This is a genomic window from Paenibacillus sp. PK3_47 (assembly GCF_023520895.1).
In the GTDB taxonomy this organism is placed as follows: Bacteria; Bacillota; Bacilli; order Paenibacillales; family Paenibacillaceae; genus Paenibacillus_AQ.
This window is the reverse complement of record NZ_CP026029.1, coordinates 5,886,725-5,912,682: the sequence shown is the minus strand read 5'-3', so window position 1 is coordinate 5,912,682 and position 25,958 is coordinate 5,886,725. Positions and strand designations below refer to the sequence as shown.

At 50.3% G+C, this 25,958-nt stretch carries 25 protein-coding genes; 3 read left to right on the top strand and 22 right to left on the bottom strand.

The window, feature by feature from the left end; genetic code table 11:
* Positions 1-11: 11 nt before the first annotated feature.
* The 5 genes from C2I18_RS25810 to C2I18_RS25790 form a co-directional block, all read right to left on the bottom strand.
* Positions 12-1,517 carry a hypothetical protein gene (locus C2I18_RS25810; RefSeq protein ID WP_249898568.1) on the bottom strand — a complete coding sequence of 502 codons (1,506 nt, stop codon included), beginning with the start codon at positions 1,515-1,517 and terminating at the stop codon, positions 12-14.
* 3 nt (positions 1,518-1,520) lie between these two features.
* A complete protein-coding gene (locus C2I18_RS25805; protein WP_249898567.1) occupies positions 1,521-2,594 on the bottom strand; it encodes a Wadjet anti-phage system protein JetD domain-containing protein in 1,074 nt (357 codons plus the stop codon).
* Positions 2,595-2,722: 128 nt separating this feature from the next.
* Entirely contained in the window at positions 2,723-3,313 is a 591-nt protein-coding gene (locus C2I18_RS25800) for a GNAT family N-acetyltransferase (protein ID WP_249902243.1), read from the bottom strand.
* 489 nt (positions 3,314-3,802) lie between these two features.
* Positions 3,803-5,716: a threonine--tRNA ligase gene (thrS, locus tag C2I18_RS25795; RefSeq protein WP_249898566.1), complete on the bottom strand. Its 1,914-nt coding sequence runs from the start codon at positions 5,714-5,716 to the stop codon at positions 3,803-3,805.
* Positions 5,717-6,174: 458 nt separating this feature from the next.
* Positions 6,175-6,858, bottom strand: coding sequence for an HAD family hydrolase (locus C2I18_RS25790; protein ID WP_249898565.1), 684 nt, complete (start codon positions 6,856-6,858; stop codon positions 6,175-6,177).
* Between the two features lie 183 nt (positions 6,859-7,041).
* Here C2I18_RS25790 and C2I18_RS25785 point away from each other — a divergent pair, with 183 nt between their 5' ends.
* Positions 7,042-7,527 (top strand): DUF6803 family protein, encoded by a 486-nt coding sequence (locus tag C2I18_RS25785; protein ID WP_249898564.1) that lies wholly within the window; start codon positions 7,042-7,044, stop codon positions 7,525-7,527.
* Here the strand turns inward: C2I18_RS25785 and C2I18_RS25780 are convergent, their stop codons facing one another.
* The 11 genes from C2I18_RS25780 to C2I18_RS25730 form a co-directional block, all read right to left on the bottom strand.
* Positions 7,528-7,764, bottom strand: a complete 237-nt coding sequence (locus C2I18_RS25780) for a hypothetical protein (RefSeq protein ID WP_249898563.1) — start codon at positions 7,762-7,764, stop codon at positions 7,528-7,530.
* A gap of 7 nt (positions 7,765-7,771) precedes the next feature.
* Entirely contained in the window at positions 7,772-9,148 is a 1,377-nt protein-coding gene (locus C2I18_RS25775) for a sensor histidine kinase (protein WP_249898562.1), read from the bottom strand.
* Positions 9,149-9,156: 8 nt separating this feature from the next.
* Positions 9,157-9,864, bottom strand: a complete 708-nt coding sequence (locus C2I18_RS25770; RefSeq protein ID WP_249898561.1) for a response regulator transcription factor — start codon at positions 9,862-9,864, stop codon at positions 9,157-9,159.
* Between the two features lie 98 nt (positions 9,865-9,962).
* Complete coding sequence (locus C2I18_RS25765) at positions 9,963-11,153, bottom strand: cell wall-binding repeat-containing protein (RefSeq protein WP_249898560.1); 1,191 nt, start codon at positions 11,151-11,153, stop codon at positions 9,963-9,965.
* A 160-nt stretch (positions 11,154-11,313) separates the two neighbouring features.
* Positions 11,314-12,060, bottom strand: coding sequence for a YqcI/YcgG family protein (locus C2I18_RS25760; protein WP_249898559.1), 747 nt, complete (start codon positions 12,058-12,060; stop codon positions 11,314-11,316).
* 100 nt (positions 12,061-12,160) lie between these two features.
* The gene (locus tag C2I18_RS25755) at positions 12,161-13,495 is read right to left on the bottom strand and encodes a glycoside hydrolase family 64 protein (protein WP_481857958.1); all 1,335 of its coding nucleotides are present in this window, start codon (positions 13,493-13,495) and stop codon (positions 12,161-12,163) included.
* Positions 13,496-13,824: 329 nt separating this feature from the next.
* The gene (gene msrA / locus C2I18_RS25750) at positions 13,825-14,337 is read right to left on the bottom strand and encodes a peptide-methionine (S)-S-oxide reductase MsrA (protein ID WP_249898557.1); all 513 of its coding nucleotides are present in this window, start codon (positions 14,335-14,337) and stop codon (positions 13,825-13,827) included.
* A 121-nt stretch (positions 14,338-14,458) separates the two neighbouring features.
* Positions 14,459-15,481 carry a Gfo/Idh/MocA family protein gene (locus C2I18_RS25745; protein WP_249898556.1) on the bottom strand — a complete coding sequence of 341 codons (1,023 nt, stop codon included), beginning with the start codon at positions 15,479-15,481 and terminating at the stop codon, positions 14,459-14,461.
* Between the two features lie 36 nt (positions 15,482-15,517).
* A complete protein-coding gene (locus tag C2I18_RS25740; protein ID WP_249898555.1) occupies positions 15,518-16,606 on the bottom strand; it encodes a Gfo/Idh/MocA family protein in 1,089 nt (362 codons plus the stop codon).
* Positions 16,607-16,617: 11 nt separating this feature from the next.
* On the bottom strand, positions 16,618-17,382 hold the full coding sequence (locus tag C2I18_RS25735; protein WP_249898554.1) for a sugar phosphate isomerase/epimerase family protein: 765 nt from the start codon (positions 17,380-17,382) through the stop codon (positions 16,618-16,620).
* A gap of 55 nt (positions 17,383-17,437) precedes the next feature.
* The gene (locus C2I18_RS25730) at positions 17,438-18,601 is read right to left on the bottom strand and encodes a Gfo/Idh/MocA family protein (RefSeq protein WP_249898553.1); all 1,164 of its coding nucleotides are present in this window, start codon (positions 18,599-18,601) and stop codon (positions 17,438-17,440) included.
* Between the two features lie 159 nt (positions 18,602-18,760).
* Here C2I18_RS25730 and C2I18_RS25725 point away from each other — a divergent pair, with 159 nt between their 5' ends.
* Positions 18,761-19,603 (top strand): helix-turn-helix domain-containing protein, encoded by an 843-nt coding sequence (locus C2I18_RS25725; protein WP_249898552.1) that lies wholly within the window; start codon positions 18,761-18,763, stop codon positions 19,601-19,603.
* A 204-nt stretch (positions 19,604-19,807) separates the two neighbouring features.
* Complete coding sequence (locus C2I18_RS25720; RefSeq protein WP_249898551.1) at positions 19,808-20,662, top strand: SDR family oxidoreductase; 855 nt, start codon at positions 19,808-19,810, stop codon at positions 20,660-20,662.
* Between the two features lie 489 nt (positions 20,663-21,151).
* Here C2I18_RS25720 and C2I18_RS25715 read toward each other — a convergent pair whose 3' ends face one another.
* The 6 genes from C2I18_RS25715 to C2I18_RS25690 all read right to left on the bottom strand — a co-directional run bounded on the left by C2I18_RS25715 (position 21,152) and on the right by C2I18_RS25690 (position 25,914).
* Complete coding sequence (locus C2I18_RS25715) at positions 21,152-21,829, bottom strand: ABC transporter ATP-binding protein (RefSeq protein ID WP_249898550.1); 678 nt, start codon at positions 21,827-21,829, stop codon at positions 21,152-21,154.
* Positions 21,826-22,944 (bottom strand): ABC transporter permease, encoded by a 1,119-nt coding sequence (locus C2I18_RS25710; protein ID WP_249898549.1) that lies wholly within the window; start codon positions 22,942-22,944, stop codon positions 21,826-21,828. Before C2I18_RS25710 ends, C2I18_RS25715 begins: the two co-directional genes overlap by 4 nt.
* Positions 22,945-23,013: 69 nt before the next feature.
* Positions 23,014-24,369: a sensor histidine kinase gene (locus tag C2I18_RS25705; RefSeq protein WP_342760320.1), complete on the bottom strand. Its 1,356-nt coding sequence runs from the start codon at positions 24,367-24,369 to the stop codon at positions 23,014-23,016.
* Positions 24,370-24,386: 17 nt separating this feature from the next.
* Positions 24,387-25,088: a response regulator transcription factor gene (locus C2I18_RS25700; protein ID WP_481857840.1), complete on the bottom strand. Its 702-nt coding sequence runs from the start codon at positions 25,086-25,088 to the stop codon at positions 24,387-24,389.
* Positions 25,089-25,152: 64 nt separating this feature from the next.
* The gene (locus tag C2I18_RS25695) at positions 25,153-25,614 is read right to left on the bottom strand and encodes a MarR family winged helix-turn-helix transcriptional regulator (RefSeq protein ID WP_249898546.1); all 462 of its coding nucleotides are present in this window, start codon (positions 25,612-25,614) and stop codon (positions 25,153-25,155) included.
* Positions 25,615-25,677: 63 nt separating this feature from the next.
* Positions 25,678-25,914 (bottom strand): DUF3977 family protein, encoded by a 237-nt coding sequence (locus C2I18_RS25690; RefSeq protein WP_249902242.1) that lies wholly within the window; start codon positions 25,912-25,914, stop codon positions 25,678-25,680.
* Positions 25,915-25,958 lie beyond the last annotated feature (44 nt).

Here is a 25,958-nt window from a genome sequence, read left to right as displayed (position 1 = left end):
CTTCTATCCTCTCAATTCTCTACTATAGTAATGGTATACGGGCTCATTTCCAGACCGGGCCAGCTTACGCTGACGGTTGGGATCTTCCGGATCGAAGTCCGCAGCCGTTTGCCGCGCAGGCTCTCAAGACCGGGATAATCCGCCATCAGCTGCCGGATCAGCTTTTGGGGTTCGTCAGCTCCGCTGTCCGCATCTGCTGCATGCTCCTGCACGATGATATCAGCATGAAAAAACTGAATCCACAGGTCCACCGCATCCGGCGTCTCTGCCCAACGCTTCTGCTCCTCCTCCGAAAAGCTCTCTGCTGCAAAGGTAAAAGTCCCCTGAACTGCAAGCTCTGCGAACACAGGATACCAAAGCGACTTCACTTCCGGCCAGGGAATGGATTTGGGTATATAAACTGCAGGTTCCTCCCCCATGGCTTCTTCGGGTTCATCCAGGTATTCCTCCGGCAAAAAGCCCACATCCTGTTCCTCCCAGGCCCAGGCCAGCGGGTAGATGAAGTCCTGGTTCGGCGTGAACAATCCGCTGACTAACGTCTCCAGACTGTCCCCGTCAGGCAGTCCTTCGGCTTTCACCCATTCCTCCCACACATTTGTCCGGAAATTGAATCCCGCTGCTCCCCAGAACAGCTCCGGGTAATTTAGCCGCAGATTCGTTTCCGTCTCAAAAATGCTCAAGACCACGCCGGCCAGCTCATCATGCACTCTGCGGGACAGTTCCACCCGTTCGGACAGCTGCCGCAGCTCATTAAAGTCGATGACATCCTTCTCATCGTTGGCAAGCCGGGCCAGTGAGCGGTGTATATTATCAAAGTGCTTCCGTTCTTCCGCGAACTGCTGATGAATCTCCTCCAGGCGCTCGTGCCGTGCTGTGCCATACTCACTGAACATATGCTTTGGATTACGCCGCAGCGCATTGCGGTATTCCTGCTGCTGCTGGATCATTTTCCGCACCCGGGAGATCAGCTCGTTCACATCCTGCATCGCCCGCGTCACGCGTCCATGCTTGATATGCATCTGAATCTCCAGCAGCTTGATGCTGATCTGGAATTCATCAATAATCTCGTGGCTCATGAAAATGAGCTCCATCGCGTATTCGGAGAGCCGGTAGACCGTTTTGCCGGTCTCTTCCCAGCTGCTGCGCGTGGCATCCTCATCCACCGTGAAATATTTGTATTTCTGCACAGCCATCTGCCGGGCAGCGTCATCATAATAAAAAGCTTCAAAATCGCCGCCGTTGCCGCTCCACAGCAGCCCGTCCACCATCCGCTCTACAGATTCAGCAGTGCCAAACTTGGCAATATTGAATCGCTCCAGCGAAATCCAGGTCAATTCAACAAGGTCTTCCCTCGCTCTCCGCTCGTTCGATTCCAGCTCCAGATAATACACCTGCAGCAGCACACTAAGCGCAATCATTTCCTTGTAGGGCTGAAGTTCGCCCAGATTCATCCCCGCCCCGAGGCTCCATAGCGGATTGAGGCGTTTGTTCCGTTCTCCAAAATCACTCCAGTTCATGCTCTAAGCCAACCTCACCATCACTTCGTAATTTAGTACTTCCTGTGGAATACGTTTGTTATCTTTCAGAAGCCTTTCTATAGAAACATTCAGATCGGGGTCACCTGCAGCCTCTTCCCTGACAATATCCAAATGTTGCGGGTGACAGGACTGGTTTTTTTCATAATCATAGGTCTGACGTGCAGCTTCTAACATTTTTCTATAAATATTTAGAGCAAGCTTTATATTCCATTCAGGATAAGTTAGTTTCAGCTTACCATAAATATCCCAGCCCGCTTTATCCATGTCACCAACGTAATATACAATGGCTTCGTCCTTCTCAATATTGAATTCATTCAGATACTGCAGGCTGCTGATGATCTTCCAGCCTTCACCGTAAATCAGCATCTCGGGCTCCATTCCGCAGACCGGTTTGCCTTTTTGCATCAATCTTTTAGCCGAATCAAAAAATGAATGGTTCTCTGAGATTAAAACCCGCCGGATCGGCTTCATTGATTGAAGATGACATTCAAAAAGTTCGCGTACAACCAGCGCTTTAATAGATTGCAGTGTAAGGCCAAGCCTCGAAAGAAACTGAATACCTTCCGGCTCAGAGAGCCATTTTTCCCGATCAAACAGTTCTAAGGAGCGTTCTTCTCTAGTCACATACTCCCTCTCCTCAACCGTACGTAAAAAATCATAAATCCGCTCTATGTATGTCCATACTTCTGCAGTCTGTTCTTCCGGATGATTTCTGTAATAACTGAGATTTAATACGTTCAAATCAAGCAGGCGCAGCATAGCTGCCTCACTCCAGCCGGAATCTTTTGTTGACGTCTCTGAAAGCCAGTATGTCTCGTCTAGATACGAAGTTTTATATTTCTTCACCTTTGAAAGAGGCACTAAGTATCCTTCGTCAAGAAGCTTATCTATTCCTGTTGCAAACCTAGTAAACCCGCCTGCCATTTCGACGTAATCCGAACGATATTCGAAGCCAGATTCGACCTCCTTCTCTAGCCATACAAGAGAAACTTTGTGTCTGGATTTGCGGATAGCACCATATTTGCGCTCTAAAACCAGCTTGATTGTTTCAATCATCAGATCACCCTACAAAATAAGATAAACCCATATCCCCCCGGTAAGGGAGAAATATGGGCTATACTCGCTGAAACGCCATCCAAAAGGCGAATGTATGTTTCTATTATATCAATTTACACAAAATAGTTCTATGAATATTTAACATTCAGCAAATAATTCAGATTGGCTTTTACCGCAGGCCACTCATCGTCTATGATGCTGTAGAGCACATTATTTACAACGTCTCCCCCGGATGTAATTCTGTGTTTGCGCAGCACGCCTTCTTTTACCGCACCAATACGCTCGACGGCTTTCTGGGATCTGAAATTGTCACCGACCACTGTGAAATTCACCCGGATCAGGCCCAGCTCTTCAAAACAGTGATGCAGCAGGAGCGACTTCGACTCGGTATTCACCGCCGTGCGCCAGAATTCAGGGGAAATCCAGGTGCAGCCGATCTCAGCGTTGCGGTGAGTCAGGTCCAGGTGCATAATCCTTGAAGTTCCGGCAATCCGGCCTGAGGCTTTATCGATCATCACGTAAGGAAGTTCACCGCCTTTTTGCATATTGCCAAGGGCTGTATCAATCAGCTGAGCTACTTGCTCGCGTGAAGTGATTTTTCTCCAGGTAAACTCCCAGATATGCGGGTTGCCAAGCACTTCAATCAATTCAGCTTTATGTTCCGCTTCCATAGGTACCAGCTTAATCAGCTTGCCTTCAAGCTCTCTGGTGTCATTCATAATCACGTAAGTTGCCTCCCTGTTATCGACGATTCTTTCAGCTGGACATTTACTTTTCTAACTCTGGTTGCGATTCTGCGGCTACGGCTACGACTATAACTGTATTTCATGCAACTAAAACAGCCCGTTTTTGCTCTGAGAGGGTTTTAATTGTATTTCCTGCAGTTAAAAATCCTTTTACTTCACAATAAGCGGCTTTCCTCATTTTATAGATGTAAAGAATACAGTTAAACCGGCAAATCCGTTTTTTTGCAGTCTTTTAACTGCAGGAAATGCAACTAACCAGTACACTGCTATACGCTCCACATTTGCTTCCTCGCTATCAGTCTCTGGCGAAGGATTTCAGAATATATGTTGGTTTCAAGTTGAATCTATTCGATTATAAATGACTCCCTCTCTTATTGTCTGCATTATAATATCAAAAGACTGCCCCATTTATGTAAACGGAGCAGTCCTGTTGTCTGGTACACATTTTAATGAAGCAAAAATTTATACTCTGGCCTCAATATCACTGCGGATCTGGGAAACAATCTCTTCAATGCTTGCCGGCAGCTGCTCGCTTCCGGAACGTCTGCGGACCGACACACTGGAAGAATTCTTCTCCTGTTCGCCGAGCACAAGCATATAAGGCACTTTTTGCAGCTGTGCTTCACGAATCTTGAGCCCCAGCTTTTCATTTCGGGAGTCCAGTTCTACCCGGATGCCGGCTTTCTCCAGCGCCCGTTTCACTTCCAGCCCATACTCCACATAATTCTCGGACACTGGCAGCAGCTTCGCCTGCACCGGAGACAGCCATACCGGAAAAGCACCGCTGAAATGCTCCGTAATAATGCCCATGAACCGGTCAATCGAGCCATAAACTGCACGGTGGATGACGACGGGCCGCTGCTTGTTGCCGTCTTCGGCGACATAAGTCAGATCAAATTTCTCCGGCATCTGGAAGTCCAGCTGGATGGTTCCGCACTGCCAGCTTCTTTTTAACGCATCCATAATGTGAAAATCAATCTTCGGCCCGTAAAAAGCGCCATCACCCTCATTTACCCGATACTTGATGCCGCGTTTCTCCAGCACCTGCTGCAGGGAAGACTCCGCCTGATCCCACAGTTCATCCGAACCCATATAATCCTCAGGCCGTGTAGACAGCTCGATCTTGTATTCGAAACCGAACACCTTATAAATATGGTCGATTAGCTCAAGCACCTTTCCGATTTCCGCTTCAATCTGCTCCGGAAGGACAAACAGATGGGCGTCATCCTGGCAGAACGTACGGACACGCATCATCCCGCCCAATGCCCCCGAGAATTCATGGCGGTGTACCTGGCCAAATTCGGCAATCCGGATCGGCAGCTCCCTGTAGGAGTGCAGACTGTTCTTGTAGACCAGCATATGACCCGGGCAGTTCATCGGCTTCAGCGCAAACTTGGCATCATCGACGTGAGTAAAATACATATTGTCCTTATAATGATTATAATGCCCGGACTGCTCCCAGAGACGGTTATTCATCATCAGCGGTGAACGCACCTCGTCGTAATCCCGCTCCCGCTGCAGCCCCCGGGCAAAATCCTCAAGCTCTGTTCGGATAATCATGCCCTTCGGCAGATAAAACGGCATTCCCGGCGCTTCCTCAGAGAACATGAACAGTCCCAGTTCCTTGCCCAGCTTGCGGTGATCGCGTTTTTTCGCTTCCTCCAGCATGTAGAGGTGCTCATCCAGCTGTGCTTTTTTGATAAAAGCTGTGCCGTAAATCCGCTGCAGCATCTTGTTGTCCGAGTTGCCCCGCCAGTACGCACCTGCTACATTAAGCAGCTTGAAAGCTTTGATTCCCCCGGTTGATGCCAGATGCGGCCCCCGGCACAGGTCAGAGAATTCTCCCTGATCGTAAATGCTGATCTCGGCATCGGCTGGAAGATCATGGATCAGCTCCAGCTTAAGCGGTTCTTCAAACGCCGAGAAAATGTCCAATGCCTCTTCCCGGGTTACCACCCGGCGTACGACCGGCAGATTTTCCCGGACAATTCTGTTCATCTCCTGCTCAATGGCAGCGAGATCTTCTGTAGACAGCGGCTTTTCAATATCTATATCGTAATAAAATCCGTCTTCAATCACCGGACCGATTCCCAGCTTAACCTTCTTTTCTCCGTATATCCGTTTGATGGCCTGGGCCATAAGATGCGCTGTGCTGTGCCGGTGAATGTTCTGTCCCTCTTCACTGTCCAGCATAATGATCTCGACGAGGCTGTCCTGCTTAACCGGTTGATGCAAATCAATAAGTCTGCCATCCAGTTTTCCTGCTGCTGCATTTTTTCTGAGACTCGGGCTGATCGACTCTGCGATCTGTGCAATCGTGGTGCCCTGCGCATACCTCCTAACAGTTCCATCCGGCAGTGTTGCTTTGATCTCCATGATTATAGCCTCCATTTCTTATAGGTGTGATTGAACGCAAAAAAACGCAGCTCTCCCGTACAGGGACGAGTGCGTTCAGCTCGTGGTTCCACCCTAATTTGACCTGTGCTGCACCACCACCGGCTGTTCGGCGGAAGAGAAGTCACTAGTGTCCTCATTGGTATCCTGTATCGCGGATAAAACGGTGGCATTTACAGCCTCCCAACAGCGGGAAGGGTTCAGTGCCACGGCTGCAAAGGGGTAATATCCGGCCGGGTTCTGTAAGAAGCTCTCACCTTGCACTTCTCTCTCTGGTCAGTCCGTGAAGGATACCATGTCTTTGGTCATTGCCTTGCATATGGTGTTGCCTGTGTTACATATTACTGAATGGCTTAATTAAAAGTCAAGACCTGGAATGAAAAATAGTTTTACACTCTGCTATGTCCGAAAATCTAACATCCCTTGAAGAAAATGCGCATTTACGCCAGACTGCTGCTTGTCCCCGAACGGATCCGTCCGATGATTTCTCCAACCTCTGCCACTGTGTAAGCGATGTAATCCGCCCCTGCACCGTTCAGCTCCTCTACAGAACCATAACCAAAAGTCACACCGATTGAAGTTACCCCGCAGCCCTGCGCCCCGATAATATCATGCTCCCGGTCGCCGATCATCAGTGCCTCTCCCGCAGGAAGGTTATTGTGATCCAGCACATGCTGAATGACTTCGCGTTTTTTGGAGCGGGTTCCATCCAGATTACTCCCCCCGACATACTTGAAATATCCTTCCAGCTTGTAATGGCGGATAATTTCCTCGGCAAAAACGACCGGTTTGGACGTGGCGACATATAAGCTGTAGCCCTGGTTTTGCAGTTCTTCCAGCAGCTGCGGGATTCCGGGAATCACACTGTTTTCGAACATACCCAGCGTCTTGTACCGTTCACGGTAGTAATCCACAGCGAGCAGCGCCTGCTCCGCAGGCATCCCCTGAATTTGGATAAAAGAATCGTATAACGGCGGTCCGATATACGGCAGCAGCAGGTCCGGATGCTCCACTTCAATCCCGAATTTATTCAGCGCATACTCTATGCATTTGGTGATCCCCTCTTTGGGATCGGTTAACGTCCCGTCCAGATCAAATAAAATATTTTTTAAGCTAGTGCTCATCTTAGGCTTGCTCCCTCCGCTCTATTATGGTCACACGGAAATGCTTGTTCAGCTTGTCCGGCTGACCACTGTCTGATCGTACTTGTTACATCATACCTTCGTTTCTACATACTTTCCACACACTTTTCAGTTACCATCAGACAGAAGAGACAGAAGAGCAATACATACATAGGAGGACTTAACATGAATATGACGCACTACATGTCACTGCTGGCAGATAATCAGCCATGGAACCTGATACTTTTTATGGCGATACCTGTAATTTTTGCAGAGACGATTACCGTTACAGAGTTTATCATCCTGTTCACCAAGAAGCTGGACGGACCGCTTAGAGCCTTTAACCGCATCTGCAGTATACTGGCAGGTTTGTACTTTACCGGTGTATTTCTTTACCTGTTCCCGACAGCTTTTGTGCCGCTTACCATTAACGGCGAATGGCATACATGGGTCGACGTGGTAGCTGTAGGCTTTTACCTGAGCGGAGTGCTGTTCCTGCTCCCGCTGGCACTGCTTGATCTGGGGATAATCGCCCGCAGACGTTCCGAAGAGAGCAAGCTGAAGCTGCATTTTCTGCTGGTCAGCGGCTTCCTCGTCGTTGCCCACATCGCTATGATCTTCGGTATGATCGATCCGTCCATTATTGGCGGGATGGCTGGTATGAGTCACTGATTACACGGGCAGGCATGAAATGTCCCTGTTGATTGTGCCGCTGCAGCTAGCTTCGGCACATTCAACGGGACTTTTCCCGTTCATTTCGCCGCTGCGGCTAGCTTCGGCACATTGAACGGGACTTTTCCCGTTCATTTCGCCGCTGCAGCTAGCTTCGGCATAATCAACGGGACTTTTCCCGTTCATTTCGCCGCAGCGGCTAGCTTCGGCGCAATCAACGGGACTTTTCCCGTTCATTTCGCCACTATTTTTCTCGGTAAAAAGTCACCTCACACCGCGTCCCCTCCCCAAGCTTGCTTGTAATCGACAGAGTACCACCGTGCAGCTCCACCAATTTGTTCACAATCGACAACCCTAAGCCTGTCCCCCCGTACTGGCGTGAACGTGATTTCTCCACTCTGTAAAAACGTTCCAGCACATGGGGCAGCTCCGCTTCGGGAATTCCGATTCCGGTATCTTGAATCACCAGTACAGCAGAATGTCCAGTATACTGCAGACGAATGTGGACTGCTCCTTCGTCAGTGTAGCGGACTGCATTTTCCAGCAAGTTCATTACGATCTGCTCCATCCGCTTTCTGTCTCCTGGCAGCAGATAGGCCCGGCCTTCATAGGCGGCAGTCAGGTTAAGACCTTTATCTTTTACAGTAAGCTCCATCCTCCGGACTGACTGATCAACGACCTGTCTAAGATCGACATTCTCCCGGTTGAGTGTAATTTTGCCTTCCTCCATTTTGGCCAATTCAAACAAATCGTCAACGAGATGCTGAATGCGGTGGGCCTCCTGATTGATAATCTCAAGATACAGCTTCTTCTCATCGTCCGTCTCATATAATCCATCCCTGACTACCTTCGCATACCCTTGCAGATAAGTGATCGGTGTGCGCAGTTCATGGGAAATATTCGCCAGAAACTCCTGACGGGTATCCCGGTAATGCTGCAGATCAACCGCCAGATCATTGATGGCTCCGGCCAGATGTCCGATCTCATCCCTGCTGCGGATCGTAAGCCTTGTCTCCAGATCGCCGGCGGCGATTTTACGGGTGGCTGTCTGCATCTGAAGCAGCGGACGTGACAGCGTACGGGCGATGAACCAGGTAATTCCAAGGGCAATCACAACAGCACCCAAACCTGAGAGCAGCAGGATACTCCGTACAGTAGACAGGGACTGCTCCATACTATTTGTGGAAGACATTACATACAGTGCAGATTGAACCGCCTGCCCCCTTTGGATAGGCTGACCGGCTACAAAATAACGGTGTCCCCCAGGATCAGTGTATAAAAAATTTATGCTATGGCCAGCATAAATCGCTTGCAGGTCCTCTTTCCGGACAAATGATCTGTCAGCGTAATCATGGACACCGGAGTGGAAATTAACCTTGTTATTCAGAGAAATGTTAAATATACTCACATTAGAGAATTCGGCAAAAGAGGACATCATCAGCTCACTCGTAGTATCCCCGGACTGCGCCATGGCGGTAAAATGCGAAGCCAGATCCTCCGTCTCCTGCTGCATTTCCTGATAATAGAACCCTGTGAACATCCGCTCGATGACCACCCCCAGCAGCAACAGGAGAAACAAAAATACGGCCATAATGACCAAACCCAATTTAAAACCGATCATATTGCGCTTCACTCCACGTCACCCGGCACCTGAAATTTATATCCCAGCCCCCATACTGTCTGAACCGGTTGATAGGGAAGTCCGGCTTTCTGCAGTTTTTCCCGGATATTTTTGATATGTGTATCAATGACCCGGGTCTCGCCTTCATAATTTACCCCCCACAGCAGTTCCACCAGCTCCTCCCTGGTATAGACACGCTGCCTCCCGCGTGCAAGCATGACGAGCAGATCAAATTCTTTCGGTGTAAAATCAGCAGGCTGATCCATGACCCGCACCTCACGGGCTTCCGGATCAATCCGCAGTTCAGATAGATTGAGAATTTCATCTGACTTTTTTAAGGATGAAGCCATTCCCGAACGCCGCAGCAGGGCATAAATTCTGGCCAGCAGCTCCTCCGGCTCAAACGGCTTTGTCAGATAATCATCCGCACCGGCACCCAGGCCATGCACTTTATCCCTGGTTTCTGAACGGGCTGTCAGCATCAGGATTGGTACCTGGCTTGTCTCCCGGACCGTCCGGCATACCTGCCATCCATCCATATCCGGCATCATTACATCAAGGATAATTACATCATAGGCATGCTGGCTGATCATGTTCAGCGCTTCCCGGCCCGTGGAGGCTTCGGCGGCTGCAAACCCCTCTTTGGTCAAATAAATGCGCAGCAGATTGCGCATATTCCATTCATCGTCTACAATCAGCACCTGAAGTTTCGGCAATGGCCCCACCCCTTACATGTTCATTCAAGTTGTTTTCATTATACCTAAAAAATACAGAACAAAAAGGCAACGGGTTCTCCCGCTGCCAGCTTGCTATTTTAATGCCCCGAATGCGGATTATCACCGGAGGCCGGCGAGATTTCGAGCATGTCGTCAATTTCACTTTGCAGTCCGCCGGAGAGAGTGGAGGCATCCCCTGTCAGCCAGGCATGGTTGTAGGGTCCTTCGGCGGGAGAATCTTTATATTTGGGCTGAAGCTCCATTGTATAATTCATTACAGCATCCGGGAGTCCTCCCTGTTCCGTAAATATTAGCGGAGCATGCTTGCCCAGATGTGAAAATGGAGCTGCAGCAACAGCCAGCAGCGGGGAATCTGTGGTGAGCAGTGAGAGATTATGCCCCGGAGCTGTAATGCCCCACCCGAAACCGTTCGAAGAATCTTTATACTTGGCAAAAGCTACGCTGTTCTCATAAGGATTGTCTCCGGAGATTCGTGTTACTGTCCCATAGGCTGCCAGCTGCTGCTCTACATCCTCCGATATTACCCGTCCAGGCCCCAGAATATAGATGGAAGCCTGACCGCTGCGCGCCTCCAGTGCTTCTGCCGTTGCCGCCGGAATTTCGTTTTGGCTTACATACAAGAGCGGTTCCGGCATATGTGCAATCCAGTTAACCGCGGGGAGCGTATATTCAGGGCTGTCCATGGAGCCGATAATAACGCTGTCCGGCAGCTCACCTGACACTTTGGCATAATAGGTATCGATCGCCTGCGCCACTGCCGCCGGTTCGTTTCCCTCGATTTTATCAACCTTTAAATCCATTTCCTTCAATTGAGCTTCTACTCCGTCCGCAGCCGTTCCGACTATAATAACCTGAACCCCTTCATTACTCTCTGCGCCAAGCGGTTTAAGGCGGGTAAGCTCGTCAATGGTAGCTTCGGGAATTCCGTCTTTATTAAAATAGAGTACCGGTCCATTGCTCGGATGATGGATCAAATCCGCACTGGCAGCTGCAATCTGCCAATGGGCAGCATCGGTTAATACGACGCTAGAAGGCCTGTTGCTTTCCGTTTCAGCCGTCCAGAGCGTCCGGGAAACGAGCACCGCTGCTTGTACAGGATCAGAGCTGTTAATCCGGGTTGTATTTTTCGTTCCAATCCATGGCATATTTACGGCCGTCTGGCTGTACGCTTTGGTCGAAGATGTCTTATCCGTATTTCCGGCCTGGCAGCCGGCCAGCACGGCACCCAGCAGCAGGGTCGCTGAGCCAAGCAGTATTAGTTTCTTCAAGTAGATCCCTCCATTGTAGATGCTGTTACATCCTACTTTGGAGTTTACCCGGCAAATGTGTAGAAAGTATGTGGAATTTTAATTATATAAGAATGACTATTGAAATAGTCATGCAAAACAGCAGATCCCCTGATAGGTGGTCTGCTGTTCCACTGCTCCTCTACTCATCAGCCTGCTCCTTGTGAAGTCCCCGGTGAAACGGGCAACCTCCCGCTGACGTATCGTCATCCCGCAAAAAATACTGCTTATACTCCAGATTCCCCTCTGATCCGTACTGCTTCAATTCCGGATGAGCCGGAATGGTGTCGTAAGCAGCCAGGCGGGCGCGGATACGGGGAGCTATTGCTGCCGCTTTATGAGGGTTCGCATTCCAGTGGTCCAGCACCCAGCGCGGTGTCAGAGCCAGCATAAAGTATGGAAAATTCCTGCTCTGGCGGGAGGTGTGGGCCGGGGTGCCGCAATAGACAAAATACCGCTCATTATCGCAGCAAAACTCCCACATCGCCTGCTCGGGATCTTCGGGAATATCCTCCGGCCACGGAGATGGATCTACAGTGCTGGCCCGGCTTAACAAGTCCCAGAACAGCGTTTCATATCCGGTCACTTCCCTGATCTCTTCCTCTGCCTCAAAAAAGACCACCAGTGAGGAATAATCACCAAACGTCCGCGAAGACCTTCCATACTCAGCGATAGCTTCAGCCAGTTTCTCTCCTGCCGATTCCTGTGAAGGCGCAGGCATGAATGCATACCGCAGATGTCCCAGCGCGAATGCCTGTGTGGCCGGAATACAGGGGAAGAGGGCTTTCCGGTCACTCATTTTGAAGGCGAACAGCCGGTAGGCTTCCCGCTTCCAGTCCTCCAGAGCATGCCCTGATTCCTCTATTTCCTTACCTTGAAACAGCGGCATAAACAGTCCTCCTTTTTACCTACAGCATATCGCCCAGGAGCAAAATGGTGACTGTCCGTGCCGCTTTATTCTTTCCGTTATGCTGTCAAATACCGGAAGCTTACCACCCCACCCGGATAATAAGCCCCTTCGGTGATCCCACTTCCAGATAGGCCGCTTGTCCATTGACATCATCATAGGGGAATCCGTAAGCAAGCCCGTTAATGCTGTGGTCATGCCAGAATTTCGCATAGAAATTGGCGGGAGCTGCGTTATAGTAATTGGCTACGTTATTCCAATTGCCCGTGGTATAGACATGGCGGTTGATTGCAGCAGCGGTAGCAGCGTCAATAAGTGCACCGTCATTGCGGAGTATGTCCTGGGTGCTGTAGCTGGAGTATCCGGCAAAGTAATTGGCGTTCGCTCCACCGGCGGCGAAAGATCCGTGTATCGGGGCTACAATGCGGTAAGGGGCCTGAACGGTTGCCAGCGATTTAAAGGCTGAAGGAACTTCGTTCTGGTATTTAGTGAACAGACCGGCACGGGTCTCGGATTCCAGCTCACCGACAGTCTGGTCATAGGAACCGGATGTATTCACCAGACGGTGCTGAATTGGGAAGCCAAAGGCGTCAACGCGGGTCGTATTTCCGTGATACCCTGCATCATCTACAGTAAACTCTACAAAATCGAAATAAATATTACGGTTAGGATCTGTAGGATTGTCGATATCCGGTCCGGCAAAGCCGTCGTCATAGGTTTTAATGTACAGCGGTGTACCCACACTCAGGAACATCCGCCCGGAGGTGATTTTGGGCATGCTGACCCAGGAGGCCTGGCTGACCGTGTGATAGATATTGGCGTAATTGACGCCGTTCTTCGTCAGATGGCCGGAAGCATTATTCAGCGCTGCAGAGATGGGCACAAGGTTACCGTTTAGATCCAGGTAGCTCCACCTGCCGTTAACCGGATTGATCCCGATGACTCCCCAGTAGATCTGGCTGTCAGAGTAGGCTCCTCCTGTTCCGTTCATGACTTTAACCGACATCGAGCCGTTTGGAGCTGACGGAATGGAAGAAGCAGAAATTGAATAAATAGAAGCGGACGGATTGGAAGGCGGATTGGTCGGCGATGTCCCTGCATGATATGTGAACCAGCCTGTGTCGTAAGCAGGAGTACCGTTATTATAGGTGAAAAAGTAAGTGAGGACCGAGCCGCCGGCTACATCAGCAACAGCCTGTTCATAGCGCGCTTTGCCGCTGTTGTAGGTCATACGGAGATTCTGCTGAGTGCCTGAATTGACTTTATAATGGGCGTCAACCCAACTGGTGCTCACCGTTGATTTGAACCAGATCGTTGCTGTAGTGCCTGACAGCTCAACGCCTTGTGTGTAATCCGCAGCCTGCGCTTTGGAACCGAAAAGGGTAATACAGGATAACAGCAGCACTACCGCAAACATAGAGGCAAGCCATTTTTTTTGCATGAAATGTTCCTCCTCCTAATTGGTAAGCTGGACATTCATTACTGCAAAGAACTGCAACCGGCTGCACAGCACTAGCCACACTATACTCAGGCCCTCTTCCTCATTCATCACCTTCTCTTTTATAGTCTAGTAATAAATGGTAATGTATGCGTTTGCAATTACGATTATAGCTGTCTTGCCTATCTTAAAATAGGGCGGAAATTTCGGAAAAGGGGTCCCATATTTTGGTTTAATGAGTTAATAAACGTAAAAAATCCGCAATCCCCGATTATGGAGATGCGGATTTCTATTTTCACACCGTAATTTTACCAGTGCTTAGCAATAAAGGTATCCCGGCCGGACTGCTCACGGTCTTCCTTATAATGCTTCGGGTTTTTCTTATGGTAATCCTGGTGATATTCTTCGGCACGGTAAAAGACGGGGGCCGGCAGGATCTCCGTAACGACTGGTCCTTCAAATCTTCCGCTGGCTGCAACTTCATCCCTTGAAGCAACTGCCGCCTCCCGCTGCGCTTCATTATAATAGAATACCGCAGTGCGGTACTGGCTTCCCCGGTCCTGAAATTGTCCGCCGTCGTCGGTCGGATCGATCTGCGGCCAGAACAACTCCAGCAGCTTCTCATACGGGAAAATCTCCGGATCAAAGGTGATCTGCACGACTTCATAATGACCTGTAGTCCCTGTTTTGACCTCTTCATAGGTCGGGTTTTCCACGGTTCCCCCGGCATAACCCGATACAATCCCGTGTATTCCGGGCAGTTCCTCAAACGGCGTCACCATACACCAGAAGCAGCCTCCTGCAAACATAGCCTGTTCCATATCTGTTAATCCCTCTCCCTATCTATCATCTGCACAAGCTTATAGCGCATGTTATGAAGATAAGGCTAAATAGCCACAAAGTCAATTTGCGGGAGAAGTTGCCGGCCGGGGTCACCCTCATTTAACCCAAAGGAACCTGCTGTCTCCCTGCTGAGGAGCTGTAAATCGCCTCAATCATTTGCAGTGCCTTGATGCCTTCTGCACCGTCAAGCCAGAATTTTTTGCCGTCGCGGAGATGGTTGTAATAATCCCGGATCAGCTTTTGATGGCCGGAGCCCCAGTATGCTTTTCCGTTACTGCTGACCTCATAGGGTTCACACAGCAGCGTTTCCTGGCCATCCTTCCAAAGATAGAGGCGGTCCCTGCGCTGATGGAGCGCACCTTTTTCAAAGACAAGCTCCAGTTCAACCGGCGAATTCACCAGATAGGCATTGGTAGCATAGAAAAGTCCGCGCACTTTATTCTTGAAGTTCAGACAGGCATGCGCCGTGTCCTCCACCTCGATAACTCTGTCCAGCGCATCTGTAGTCACACTTCCCTGTACGGAAGCCAGTTCACCGCCGAACCACTGCAGCAGATCAAGCGTATGGATCGCCTGATTAATCAGCACACCGCCGCCTTCGGTACTCCATTTCCCCCGCCAGCTGCTATCCGTGTAATAGGCCTCGCTGCGGTGCCAGGTCACGATGCCTTTCATACAATGAAGAGCGCCCAATATACCGGAGTCTATCGTTTCTTTGATCCGTATAGAGGCATCATTGTAACGGTTCTGGAATACGATCCCGAGCTGGCTTGTGCTGTGCTGCGCAGCCTCAAGAAATTGCCGCGCAGACGGCATATCATGAGCCATCGGCTTCTCGGTAAGCACATGCTTGCCTGCCCGCAGAAATTCTATTCCCATCCGGGCATGCAGATCATGCGGTGTGCAGAGATGGATTACCTGGATATCGTCACGGTCCAGAAGCTCCCGGTAATCCTTCACGGCCTCACAGGTATATTCGCGTGCGGCTCTCTCTGCTGCGGCGTGATCAGTATCGGCAACGGCCATAAGCCGCACGCCTTCCATCCCGGCTATAGCTTTGGCATGCAAAGAGTAGATTGCCCCGCAGCCGATGATGGCTGCACCTAATGTAGTAGTTGTCATCAGCCCTGATCAACTTCTTTCTGTATGCTAGTCAATTCACCTAAGAATATCCGGTGTGAGATTCACCGCTTGGGCCTGTGCTTCCAGACAGAGCTCCGCCGCCTTGAAAGCATGCTGCTGGGTCATGGCATTCTCCGTCCGGTTCAGACAATCCAGGATCAGTTCACCGAAGAACGGGAATCCGACTTTTCCGGCGACATGCTCGTAATGTTCACCCTGTCCATCCACCCAGTAGACATGATCCCCTGTATTGGAGCGGCCGATATCGCTGTATTTGCGCAGTTCGATGTAGCCTTCCGTCCCCAGAATCATCGTCCGCCCGTCACCCCAGGTTCCAAGTCCGTTTGGGGTAAACCAGTCTACCCGGAAATACTGCGTAGCGCCGTTATCCCCGGCCAGCGTAGCATCGCCGAAATCCTCCAGCTCAGGATAATCCGGATTATTGTAATTCGCTACCTTGCTGTGGAGCACCTTCGCATCCTGGTTACCGCTGTAGAAAAGAAACTGTTCAATCTGGTGGCTCCCGATATCGCACAGGATGCCGCCGTATTTCTCACGCTTAAAGAACCAGTCGGGCCGGGAGGAAGCGTTAAGCCGGTGCGGCCCCAGCCCCATCACCTGAAGCACGCGTCCGATAGCACCTTCACGGATCATTTGTCCGGCATACACTGCACTTTCCACATGCAGCCTTTCACTGTAATAGGTCATATATTTCTTCTGCGTACGCTCTGCCTGTTCTCTGGCTGCCGCAAGCTGTGATAATGAAGTAAAAGGCGTTTTATCGGTAAAATAATCCTTGCCGTGCGCCATCACCTTAATGCCCAGCGGTCCGCGCTCTGAGGGAACCGCTGCTGCTGCAACCAGCTGAACCTCCGGATCCTCAAGAATCTCTTCGGCCGAGCGGGCTGCTTTAACTCCGGGATAAGTCGCCAGGAAGGTTTTTACTTTGTCCGGATCAGGATCATACACCCATTTCAGTTCTGCTCCGGCTTCCACCAGCCCGTTACACATTCCGTAAATATGTCCGTGGTCCAGGGCAATGGCGGCAATTATAAATTCCCCACGCTCTACAACCGGTGCTGCTTCGCGGGAAGGAGCGTACATCATACCGTCTTTTCGGCTCATGGTTTTCCTCCTTACAACAGTGACGTCAGATATTTATAACTGATCTCCAGGCTCTCGAACGGATTTCGGCGGCAGACATCCTGCTCGACAACGAACCATTCCACTCCGGCAGCCCGGCAGGCTTCGACGATCGCTTTATAGTTCATATTCCCTTCCCCGATTTCGGCAAACACCTGGCGTCTGTCGACAATGGCCATGTCTTTAAGGTGAACCACACCCATTCTTCCTTCCACCTTCTGCACCCAGTCCACAGGATTGCCGCCCCCTGCCTGAACCCAGTACAAATCCAGTTCAAAACCAAAACTTTCAGGATCAGTCTCCTGCAACATAACATCCAAAGCGGTAGTTCCTTCAAATTTAGTGAACTCAAAATCATGGTTGTGATAAATAAACTGCAGACCGTGCTGCTCTTTAAGCGTAACAGCAATTTCGGAGGCCAGCTTCACAAAGCTGCGGTAGCCTTCCAGACTGCTCTGATACTCTGCCGGAAGCGAACCCAGGCCGACGTATTTACAGTTCCACAGCTTATGCTCTTCTGCCAGCGCATCCAGGTCATTGACCAGCCGGTTCCACGGAACATGGGTGGCACAGATTTGAAGGCCCGATTCATCGGCATACTGCTTGACCAGCGCAGGGTCGATTGGACCGGTGCCTGAAATTTGTACTGCTTTGTAGCCAATGTCCTTCAGCTTCTGAAAAGCGTCTCTCAATCCCTCAGGCGTCTGCGTAAATTCGCGCAAGGTATACATTTGGGCTGCTATGGTTTCGAGATTCATGTTTTTTTATCCTCTCTTTGTATAGGTTGGCTGTTCATCGTTATATTGCAGGGGATTAATGCGTGCCCTTGACGTTAAAAGCCTGTTCCTCTGTTACTTCTTTGTGAAAAGTAGATTGCTCCACCTTCTCCATCAGCTTGTCATAGAACAGGTCGGCATCGATCGGAAGCTCCACCCAGTTGTCCGTCCAGGCGGACAGGTACATGGCATTGGACAGGGTTAGCCCATGGATACCTTCCTCTCCCGGAGCCAGAAGTTCCTCATCATGCAAAATAGCGTTCGTGAAGTTGCGCAGAATCCCCTTATGCTGGTCTCCGTTTCCGGGTTGAACCGGAATGTCGCATTTCCAGCATTCCGGTGATCCGAAGCCTCCTTTATACTCCGCGTTGAACTGCGGTTCAGGAGTACGCAGGCGCCAGAAGGTCAGCTTACCGTCCTCTATGACGATTTTTCCGTTATCGCCGTTGATTTCAAAACGGTTCGTGCCGGGAGCTTCCCCGGTAGTGGTTATGAAAAGTCCGGTCGCTCCGTTCTCATACTCGACATAAGCGGTTACATCATCTTCCACTTCAATGTTCCGGTATTTGCCGAAATGGCAGAAGGCCCTTACCCGCTTAGGCATCATGCCGGTTGTCCACTGCCAGAGATCCAGCTGGTGAGGGTCCTGATTCAGCATCACGCCGCCGCCTTCACCTGCCCAGGTTGCCCGCCAGCCGCCGGAATCATAATAGCTTTGCGACCGGTACCAGTTCGTGATAATCCAGTTCGTACGGCGGATTTCCCCGAGTTCCCCGGACCGGATAAGATCACGCAGCTTCTGGTAGAGTGGGTTGGTACGCTGGTTGTACATGATGCCGAATTTACGGTCCGACTGTGCAGCGGCTTCATTCATTTCCTGTACAGCTTTGGTATACACGCCCGCAGGCTTCTCAATCAGGACGTGATAGCCGCAGCGGAGTGCTTCTATGGCAAGCGGCGGATGATCATAGTGGGGTGTAGCGATTAACACGGCATCTATCGAACGGGATTCGAATAATTCGGCAGCGGTTGCATAACGCTGCACATGCTCAGGCAGCTGCTCCTCTGCCCACTCCAGACGCGCAGGGTTCACGTCACAGACAGCCGTTAATTCTGCTCCCTTCACATCATTCAGCAGGCTAAAGGCGTGATCCCGCCCCATATTCCCGACACCGATAATTCCAAAGCGAACCTTCATCATTGCCTTAATCACTCCTATATGAGTTTATGACTTGAGAATAACCTTAATTGCCGGAAGTGAACATGACTTTAACTAAGGCATATTTGTATAAAAATAAGATGGATTAGTTAAATGAAAGCGGTATAATGGAAATATCTAACGGTAAGGGGAGATTTGCCTATGATTACTCACCGCATGAGTACGAACGGGAACTTAACCGGCAGGCTGCTGCAGAACATTACGGTCAGTGTGACTCATGCCCAAGTGAAGAGCGGGCTTCCGGGCTGGAGCAGGAATAGCGAAACACCTGCTTTTAACAGACTGTATTACATTGAATCCGGCACTGGTGAGGTAATTATCAACGGGGTAACCCATTACCCGGTCCCCGGACAGCTGATGATTATGCCTGCAGGAACCACGCAAACCACCCGTACCTCTGCAGAAGATCCGTATACACGGTATATCTGCCATTTTGACGCAAAGATCGGGGAATGGCCGCTTTTCGACTCTGCCCATAACCTGTATATCAGTGACGCTGCTGATCCGCAATTGGCCCGCGAAACCTTTGAACAGATGGTGTCACAGTTTGAGGATAACAGTCTGCCTTCTGCACTCCGTATTCAGGCTTCGCTGCTTAATCTTCTGGCAATGACCCTGCAGGATGGCGGCTATTCCAACTTTATGGAGGAGCTTGTGCATAACGGTGACCAGGGCAAGCTGGCCCATGTGCTGCAGTATATTGAACTTCGGCTGACCGAGCCGATGGCCGTGGAGGAGCTGGCAGATCTGGTGCATTTGCACCCTAATTATTTCATTCCCTACTTCAAGAAGTTCATGGGCGTACCTCCCATGCAGTATGTGCAGCTGAAACGGATGGATCTGGCTAAACGCCAGCTTACCTACTCTGATTTAAGCATTTCGGATATTGCTGAACAGGTCGGTATGGAGCTTGCCCATTTCTCCAAACATTTCAAGAAAACAACCGGGGTTTCCCCATCAGCCTACCGGAGCAGTACACGGTGAGTATGGCGTAGCACATGGTGATTATGATATAGCACATGGGATTATGGAGCAGCTGCTGCAGGTGATTGTTAACTCCTACTCTCTCTGTTGATTAAGTACACCTTTTGCGCTATAGCTGAGCTGAATATGTGTCCAAATCTTTACGTTTTCACGTTTCCAGGTATAATAGGCATTGAAATGACTTGACGAGAGGAAGTGCTGTACATGGCAGAGCTTACTATACACCCTGCACTTGCCGGTAAGATTGCTGTAATCACCGGAGGAGCGGGCATATTATGCAGCACAATGGCTATGGAGCTGGCGCGTCAGGGCGTCAAGGTGGCCATTCTGAACCGTACCGCTGACAAAGGTGAGCTTGTGGCTGCGGAGATTAACGCGGCGGGAGGCACCGCGATTTCCTGCGCCTGCGATGTAACCGACAAAGAAAGCGTAATGAATGCTGCTGACGAGGTTCTGCGCCGGCTGGGGCCTTGTGATCTGTTGATTAACGGTGCCGGGGGCAACCAGCCGACAGCGATTACAACCAATGAAACCTTCAGTGAGGAAGATTTGGCTAACCCGGAGGTTCAATCGTTTTTTGACCTCGCTGTGCCGGGCTTCCGCCAGGTTATGGATCTCAATCTGATCGGCACACTGATTCCGACACAGATTTTCGGAAAGCAGATGCTCGGCCGTCAGGGAACTTCTGTCATCAATATTTCCTCTATGAGCGCGGTTTCACCTATGACCAAAGTCCCCGCCTACAGTGCTGCAAAGGCTGGAATCAACAACTTCACCCAGTGGCTGGCAGTCCATTTGGCAGAGTCCGGTGTGCGGGTGAACGCGATTGCTCCGGGATTTTTTGTCACCAAGCAAAATGAGAAGCTGCTGATCCGTGAAGACGGCGAGCTTACCGACCGTTCCCGCAAAATCATCTCCCAGACCCCGATGCGCCGTTTCGGCAAACCCGAGGATTTGCTGGGTACCCTGCTGTGGCTCGCGGACGAGGGTATGTCAGGTTTTGTTACGGGGATTACCGTGCCGGTGGATGGCGGGTTTATGGCTTATTCGGGGGTTTGATGGGTGTAAGAGGCTTGGCAAGGTCAGAGTCAGTATGAGTAAAAGTGCATAAGTAAGGTGCTGAGCAGCCTAGTTGGAATTTCTCCATCTAATCTGGTCCTTTTTCATTAATTATAAGCTTTAGCTGGAAATTCTCCTGCTATTCGGACGGATAATGGCCATTAGAGACTTATTCATTACATTTAACTGGAGTTTTTCCCGCTACTTTCGTAATACCGGTGTTTACCGGAGAATTAGATGGAGAATTTCCACTTAGCTGTTTGATCTCCACCTCATAGCCAACACAAAAGAGGCAGCCATGCACCTGAAATTTAGGTCTTGGACTGCTTCTTTTTGAATTTCCGCTAAATCATGGTTCCGCCACAAGCTCTTTGACTTTGGATTCAAAAGGTTCTCCTAAATGGTAGAAGATAATTAATTATACTTATTTTCTTATAACGTTAATCGATAGAAAAGAGCCAAACCCGCTTTCAGGGTTTGGCTCTCTTATTAATATTCAATCAAGACGCCGTCCTGCAAATGCAGCACACGGTCGCACCACTCCAGCATCCGCTCGTCATGGGTAACCATAACTGCCGCTTTGCCCTCTTTCTTCACTTCTTCGGCAATCATCCGGACGACTTCCCTGCCGCGTTCATAATCGAGGCTCGCCGTAGGCTCGTCTGCGAATAGAATAGCCGGGTGGTTCATCAGCGCTCTGGCGATCGCGACGCGCTGTTTCTCCCCGCCGGAGAGCTGCTCAGGGTAGGAACTGCGCCTTTCATAGATTCCCAGCCGTTTCAGCAAATATGCTGCCCGTGTTTTCGCCTCCCTGCTGCTATGCTTAGCAAGCCTAGCCACATACAGCAGCTGCTCTTCCACCTTCAGATAGGGAAGCAGCTGCGCACTCTGGAACATGAAGCCGATCTTTTGCAGCCTGAGCTCGGTCAGCGCTCCTTTGTCCTTATCCTTAAGAGATTCCCCGTCGATGCTGATTTCACCGCTGGTTGGTGTAAGCAGCGCACCGGCTGCAGAGAGAAATGTGCTTTTTCCCGAACCAGAAGGCCCCAGCACGGCTACAAACTCACCTTCTTTTACGGTCAAATCAAGGTTATTCAGCACGGTCATTGTGGAATCACCGTCACCGTACGTTTTGGTTACCTGCTTCATGATTAATTTATTCTTCATGCTCCTGCCCTCCCGATCGCTTCCAGCGCATCTACTTTGGCTACTTTGACAACAGAAATCAGCGATCCCAGAAGAGACATTCCGATGAACAGGACGCTGGTCAACAGGATGGTCGGGCCCTCCAGCTTGAAAGGCATTGTTTCCGGCAGCCCCATATTCATCCCGAAGGTCAGCAGCAGACTTACCGCCAGGCTGGTCACGGAGAGAATCATGACTTGTCCGACTACGCTCCAGGCCAGATAGGACATCGTAGTCCCCATCGCCTTTAGTATCCCGAACTGGCTCGTCTTCTGTATAGTAATAACATAAAAGAACACGGCAAGCACAAACGCGGCGATAACAAACAGAAAAACAATCATCATCCTCAGTGAATTCTGTTCGGCGGAGTAGCCGGGAACACTGGAGATGGCCTGCTGCTGTGTAATCACCTCTGCTCCATCCACCCGGCCTGCAATTTCAGATACTTGCGCAGCAGTGGCATCAATGGCTATTACATTATAGGGAACGTTACTGCTGTCACTGCTGCTTAGGCTGGCACTTTGCTTCATGGCCTTCCAGTCCAGCGGATTAATGTAGACAACAGGCGTATGGCTATAGGAGCTGTCTTCAACAATCCCTGATACCCTAAGGCTAAGCCCTGAAGCCTGATCCTCAATGATACTGCCGACTACAATGCCCGACTGCTGAAGCTTGGAGTCCACCACGGCAAACCCGCGGACTTCATTAGAAATCCCCTCGCCTTGCGTGACTTTTGGAGCCAGCATGCCCTCCATATCCACGGCAAAAAAAGTGATATCCGCCTTGGCATCCGCTTGATCAGCTGTAACCGTACTCGTCTGAACGCCCAGCGCTGCAGCCTTTTGACCGCCTACAACCGACTGTACGGCAGCAAGTTCATTTTCGTTGAATTGGGAACGGCGGAAGGCATGATCCGCGTCGCTCTGAATGACAAAGTGGTACGCAGGCATATTTTCCAGTGCTGAAATATTGGCATAGGATAGTCCTCTGGCTAATCCGGTGACGAACAGAACCAGGAACGAAACCAGAAGCATGATGACCATAATGAGGCTGTAGCGGGCTTTGGAGTGCCTCATCTCCCGTAAAGCTAAGAACATACTACCACTCCTTCTAATCTGTATAGCCACAGTCTAGAAGATGAAGATGAACGGAGTATGAATAAACAATTACAGCAGCGGAATTTTCACCGTAAACACAGTCCCTGCTCCGGTCTTGCTGGAAGCCTCAATCGTCCCGTTATGCGCCTCGATAATTTTGCGGGCAATGGAGAGCCCGAGGCCGCTGCTGCTGTGTTCTCGGGTACGGGCACGTTCCACCTTGTAAAAGCGGTCAAAAATCATCGGCAGGTCAGCTTCGGAGATTCCTTCTCCCGTATCTTCAACGGTCACGGTGCACATCCCGTCCGCAGCCTTGGCTGCAACGGAAACAGAGCCGCCGGAAGGGGTATATTTCACTGCATTGGACAACAGATTCATCCATACCTGGTAGAGCAGATTTGCATCCCCGTTAATCGTAATCTCTTCTACATTCAAACGTACCGCAAGCTCTTTTTCCGTCAGCCGCCACTCCAGAATCTGCAGCACCTGCCGCAGCTGGGCACGAAGTTCAAAGGTCTTTTTGTGCAGCGCATTCTGGTCATAATCCAGTGAAGATAACGTAAGCAGCTGCTTGCTCAGCATAGAGAGACGGCGGCTTTCCTCCTCAATAATTGAAAGATACTGGGTACGCTGTTCCTCCGGAAGATCCGGGTCTTTAAGCGTATGGGCGAACCCTTGAATGGAAGTAAGCGGTGATTCGATCTCATGGGATACATTAGCCACAAATTCCTGTCTGGCCCGGTTGGTCCGTTCCAGTTCGCGGCTCATGATCAGGAAATGGCTGGCGAGCTGGCCGATCTCATCACGGCGTGCAGTATACAGCTGGATATCATATCTGCCTTTTGAGATCTTCTTAGTCGCTTCTGTTAAACGGGTAATCGGCCTGACCACATGTAACACAGTAATCATTACAAAGCATAAGCTAAGCAGAATCGTCACCCCAATCAGGACGGCAAAAAAGATCCGCAGCTCACCGAACTGCACCTCGGCATCGGGACGCATAAACAGCGCATAGGTCTCGCCCCGGATCTGGACAGGAACACCTATGGTATTGGTCAGCTGGTTATCAAAAAAACCGGTCACAAACGCCTGGCTGGGAAACTCCGCCACCCCGTGGTAGATTCCGCCCGCAAGTACTTGTTCCAGTACGCCTTCCTGAAGATCGTTTTTGCGGAAAGGCAGTCCGTAAAAGGTCTCATTCCCCCGGCCATTGGAGAGGTACATTTTGTACCCCAGTGAAGCCGTACTGAGCAGGTATTCCTCCACCGTACCGGGATGATCCTGAATAAATTGCTGCAGCCCGGCAGCCATCTCCGTAAGCTTGGCATCATTTTTCGGTTTGATCTGTGACTGATAATACAGATTGGAGGCCAGAAATCCCAGCACACTGCTGATCAGGATAACGGAACAAAATATGACGCACATTCTAATATACAGTGACTTCATGCGTTCACCATCTCCACTTTGTATCCGATTCCCCTGACGGTACGGATGATAAAATCATTCTGATACTCCGCAAACCGCTGGCGCAGCCGCTTGATATGGACATCCACCGTCCGCTCGTCGCCTTCATAATCCGCACCCCATACCAGTTCAATTAATTCACTTCGCGAGAACAGCCGGCCCGGGTACTGTGCCAGCTGGGACAACAGCTCAAATTCCTTCACCGGAAGCAGAAGCACTTCGTTCCCGGCGCTGATCTCATAATTTTTGCGGTCAATCACTAATGAGTTCAGGCGGATTTTGTCATCAGAGGCGACGGAGTATCGGCGGAACAAAGCCTTGATACGGAACAACAGCTCTTCGGGCTCAAACGGCTTGGTGACATAGTCATCTGTTCCGCGCAAATATCCCTGCTCTTTGTCGCTTAGCTGCTGACGCGCAGTTAACAGGATGATAGGAATATCATAGGTTTCACGGATGTGGCTGCATAATTCCAGCCCGTCCACATGCGGCATCATCACATCTACAACCGCCAGATCTATGGTGTGATTCTTCATCAGCCCCATCGCCTCACGGCCGTCAGCAGCCTCTATGACGAGAAAACCCTCTCTCGACAACACATGCCGGAGCAGTGTTCTGATATGTACATCGTCATCGGCGACCAATAATTTTTTCAAGCATCGACACTCCCATTCCGACATTTAGTTAAGCCATTAATTATTTTTATATAAAATATAACTTTGCCAGCTGCAATAGCCCGACCACTTACCGGTTCAGCTTGTTCAAAAGCTGGATCAGCTGGCGCTGCTCCTCCGCATCCAGTTTGTTCATTTTCTCAGCCACAGCAAGCCTGTTATCCGGAAGATGCTCCAGCAGCAGAGAGCGGCCTTCAGCAGTAATCGATATGACGGTTTTGCGTCCGTCCTGCCAATGGCCGGCCCGGGTAATATAACCGTCCTTCTCCAGCGGTAAGAGCAGCAGGCTGATGTTAGCCTTGGTCACACCAATTTTCTCGGCAAGTATGGACGGCAGAATCTCCCCGCCCTGCTTGGCGATCTCTACCAGTACCCGGATTCTCGCACCGTTCAGTCCATGTACCTGCCAATATTTCTCCGATACAGCCACAACGTTTGCTGTTGCTTCCACAAGGGTGAAGTACGCCTCTATTGGCAGCGGGTGTTCCAGCACATATTTTTGTAAATCATCCATGCATAAGTTCAGCTCCATGTAGTTAATCACTTAACTATTTGAATGTATGTGATCCTGCCTTAATTGTCAAAGCATATTCATCTAATGGCTGCTGATCCCGAAGATCAGTTTAAATGCATTCCTTTTTTTGCGTGCTCGTTTGAATCCTTCTCGGCTATCTGCAATCCAGACCGATTTTCCGATCCATATCCTTATGTAAACAGACTGCAGCCTAACTGGACCTGCTATCCCCCGCTCCTCAAACTCCGTGCCGTCAGGCAGCTCCGTTTCCGTCCGGACTATCCACGTATTTCCAATACCAAATTCAATATATTTCAGCTTCATCAGTCCCTTTAAATGGTCACCCCCTGCAGCTCCAAAAA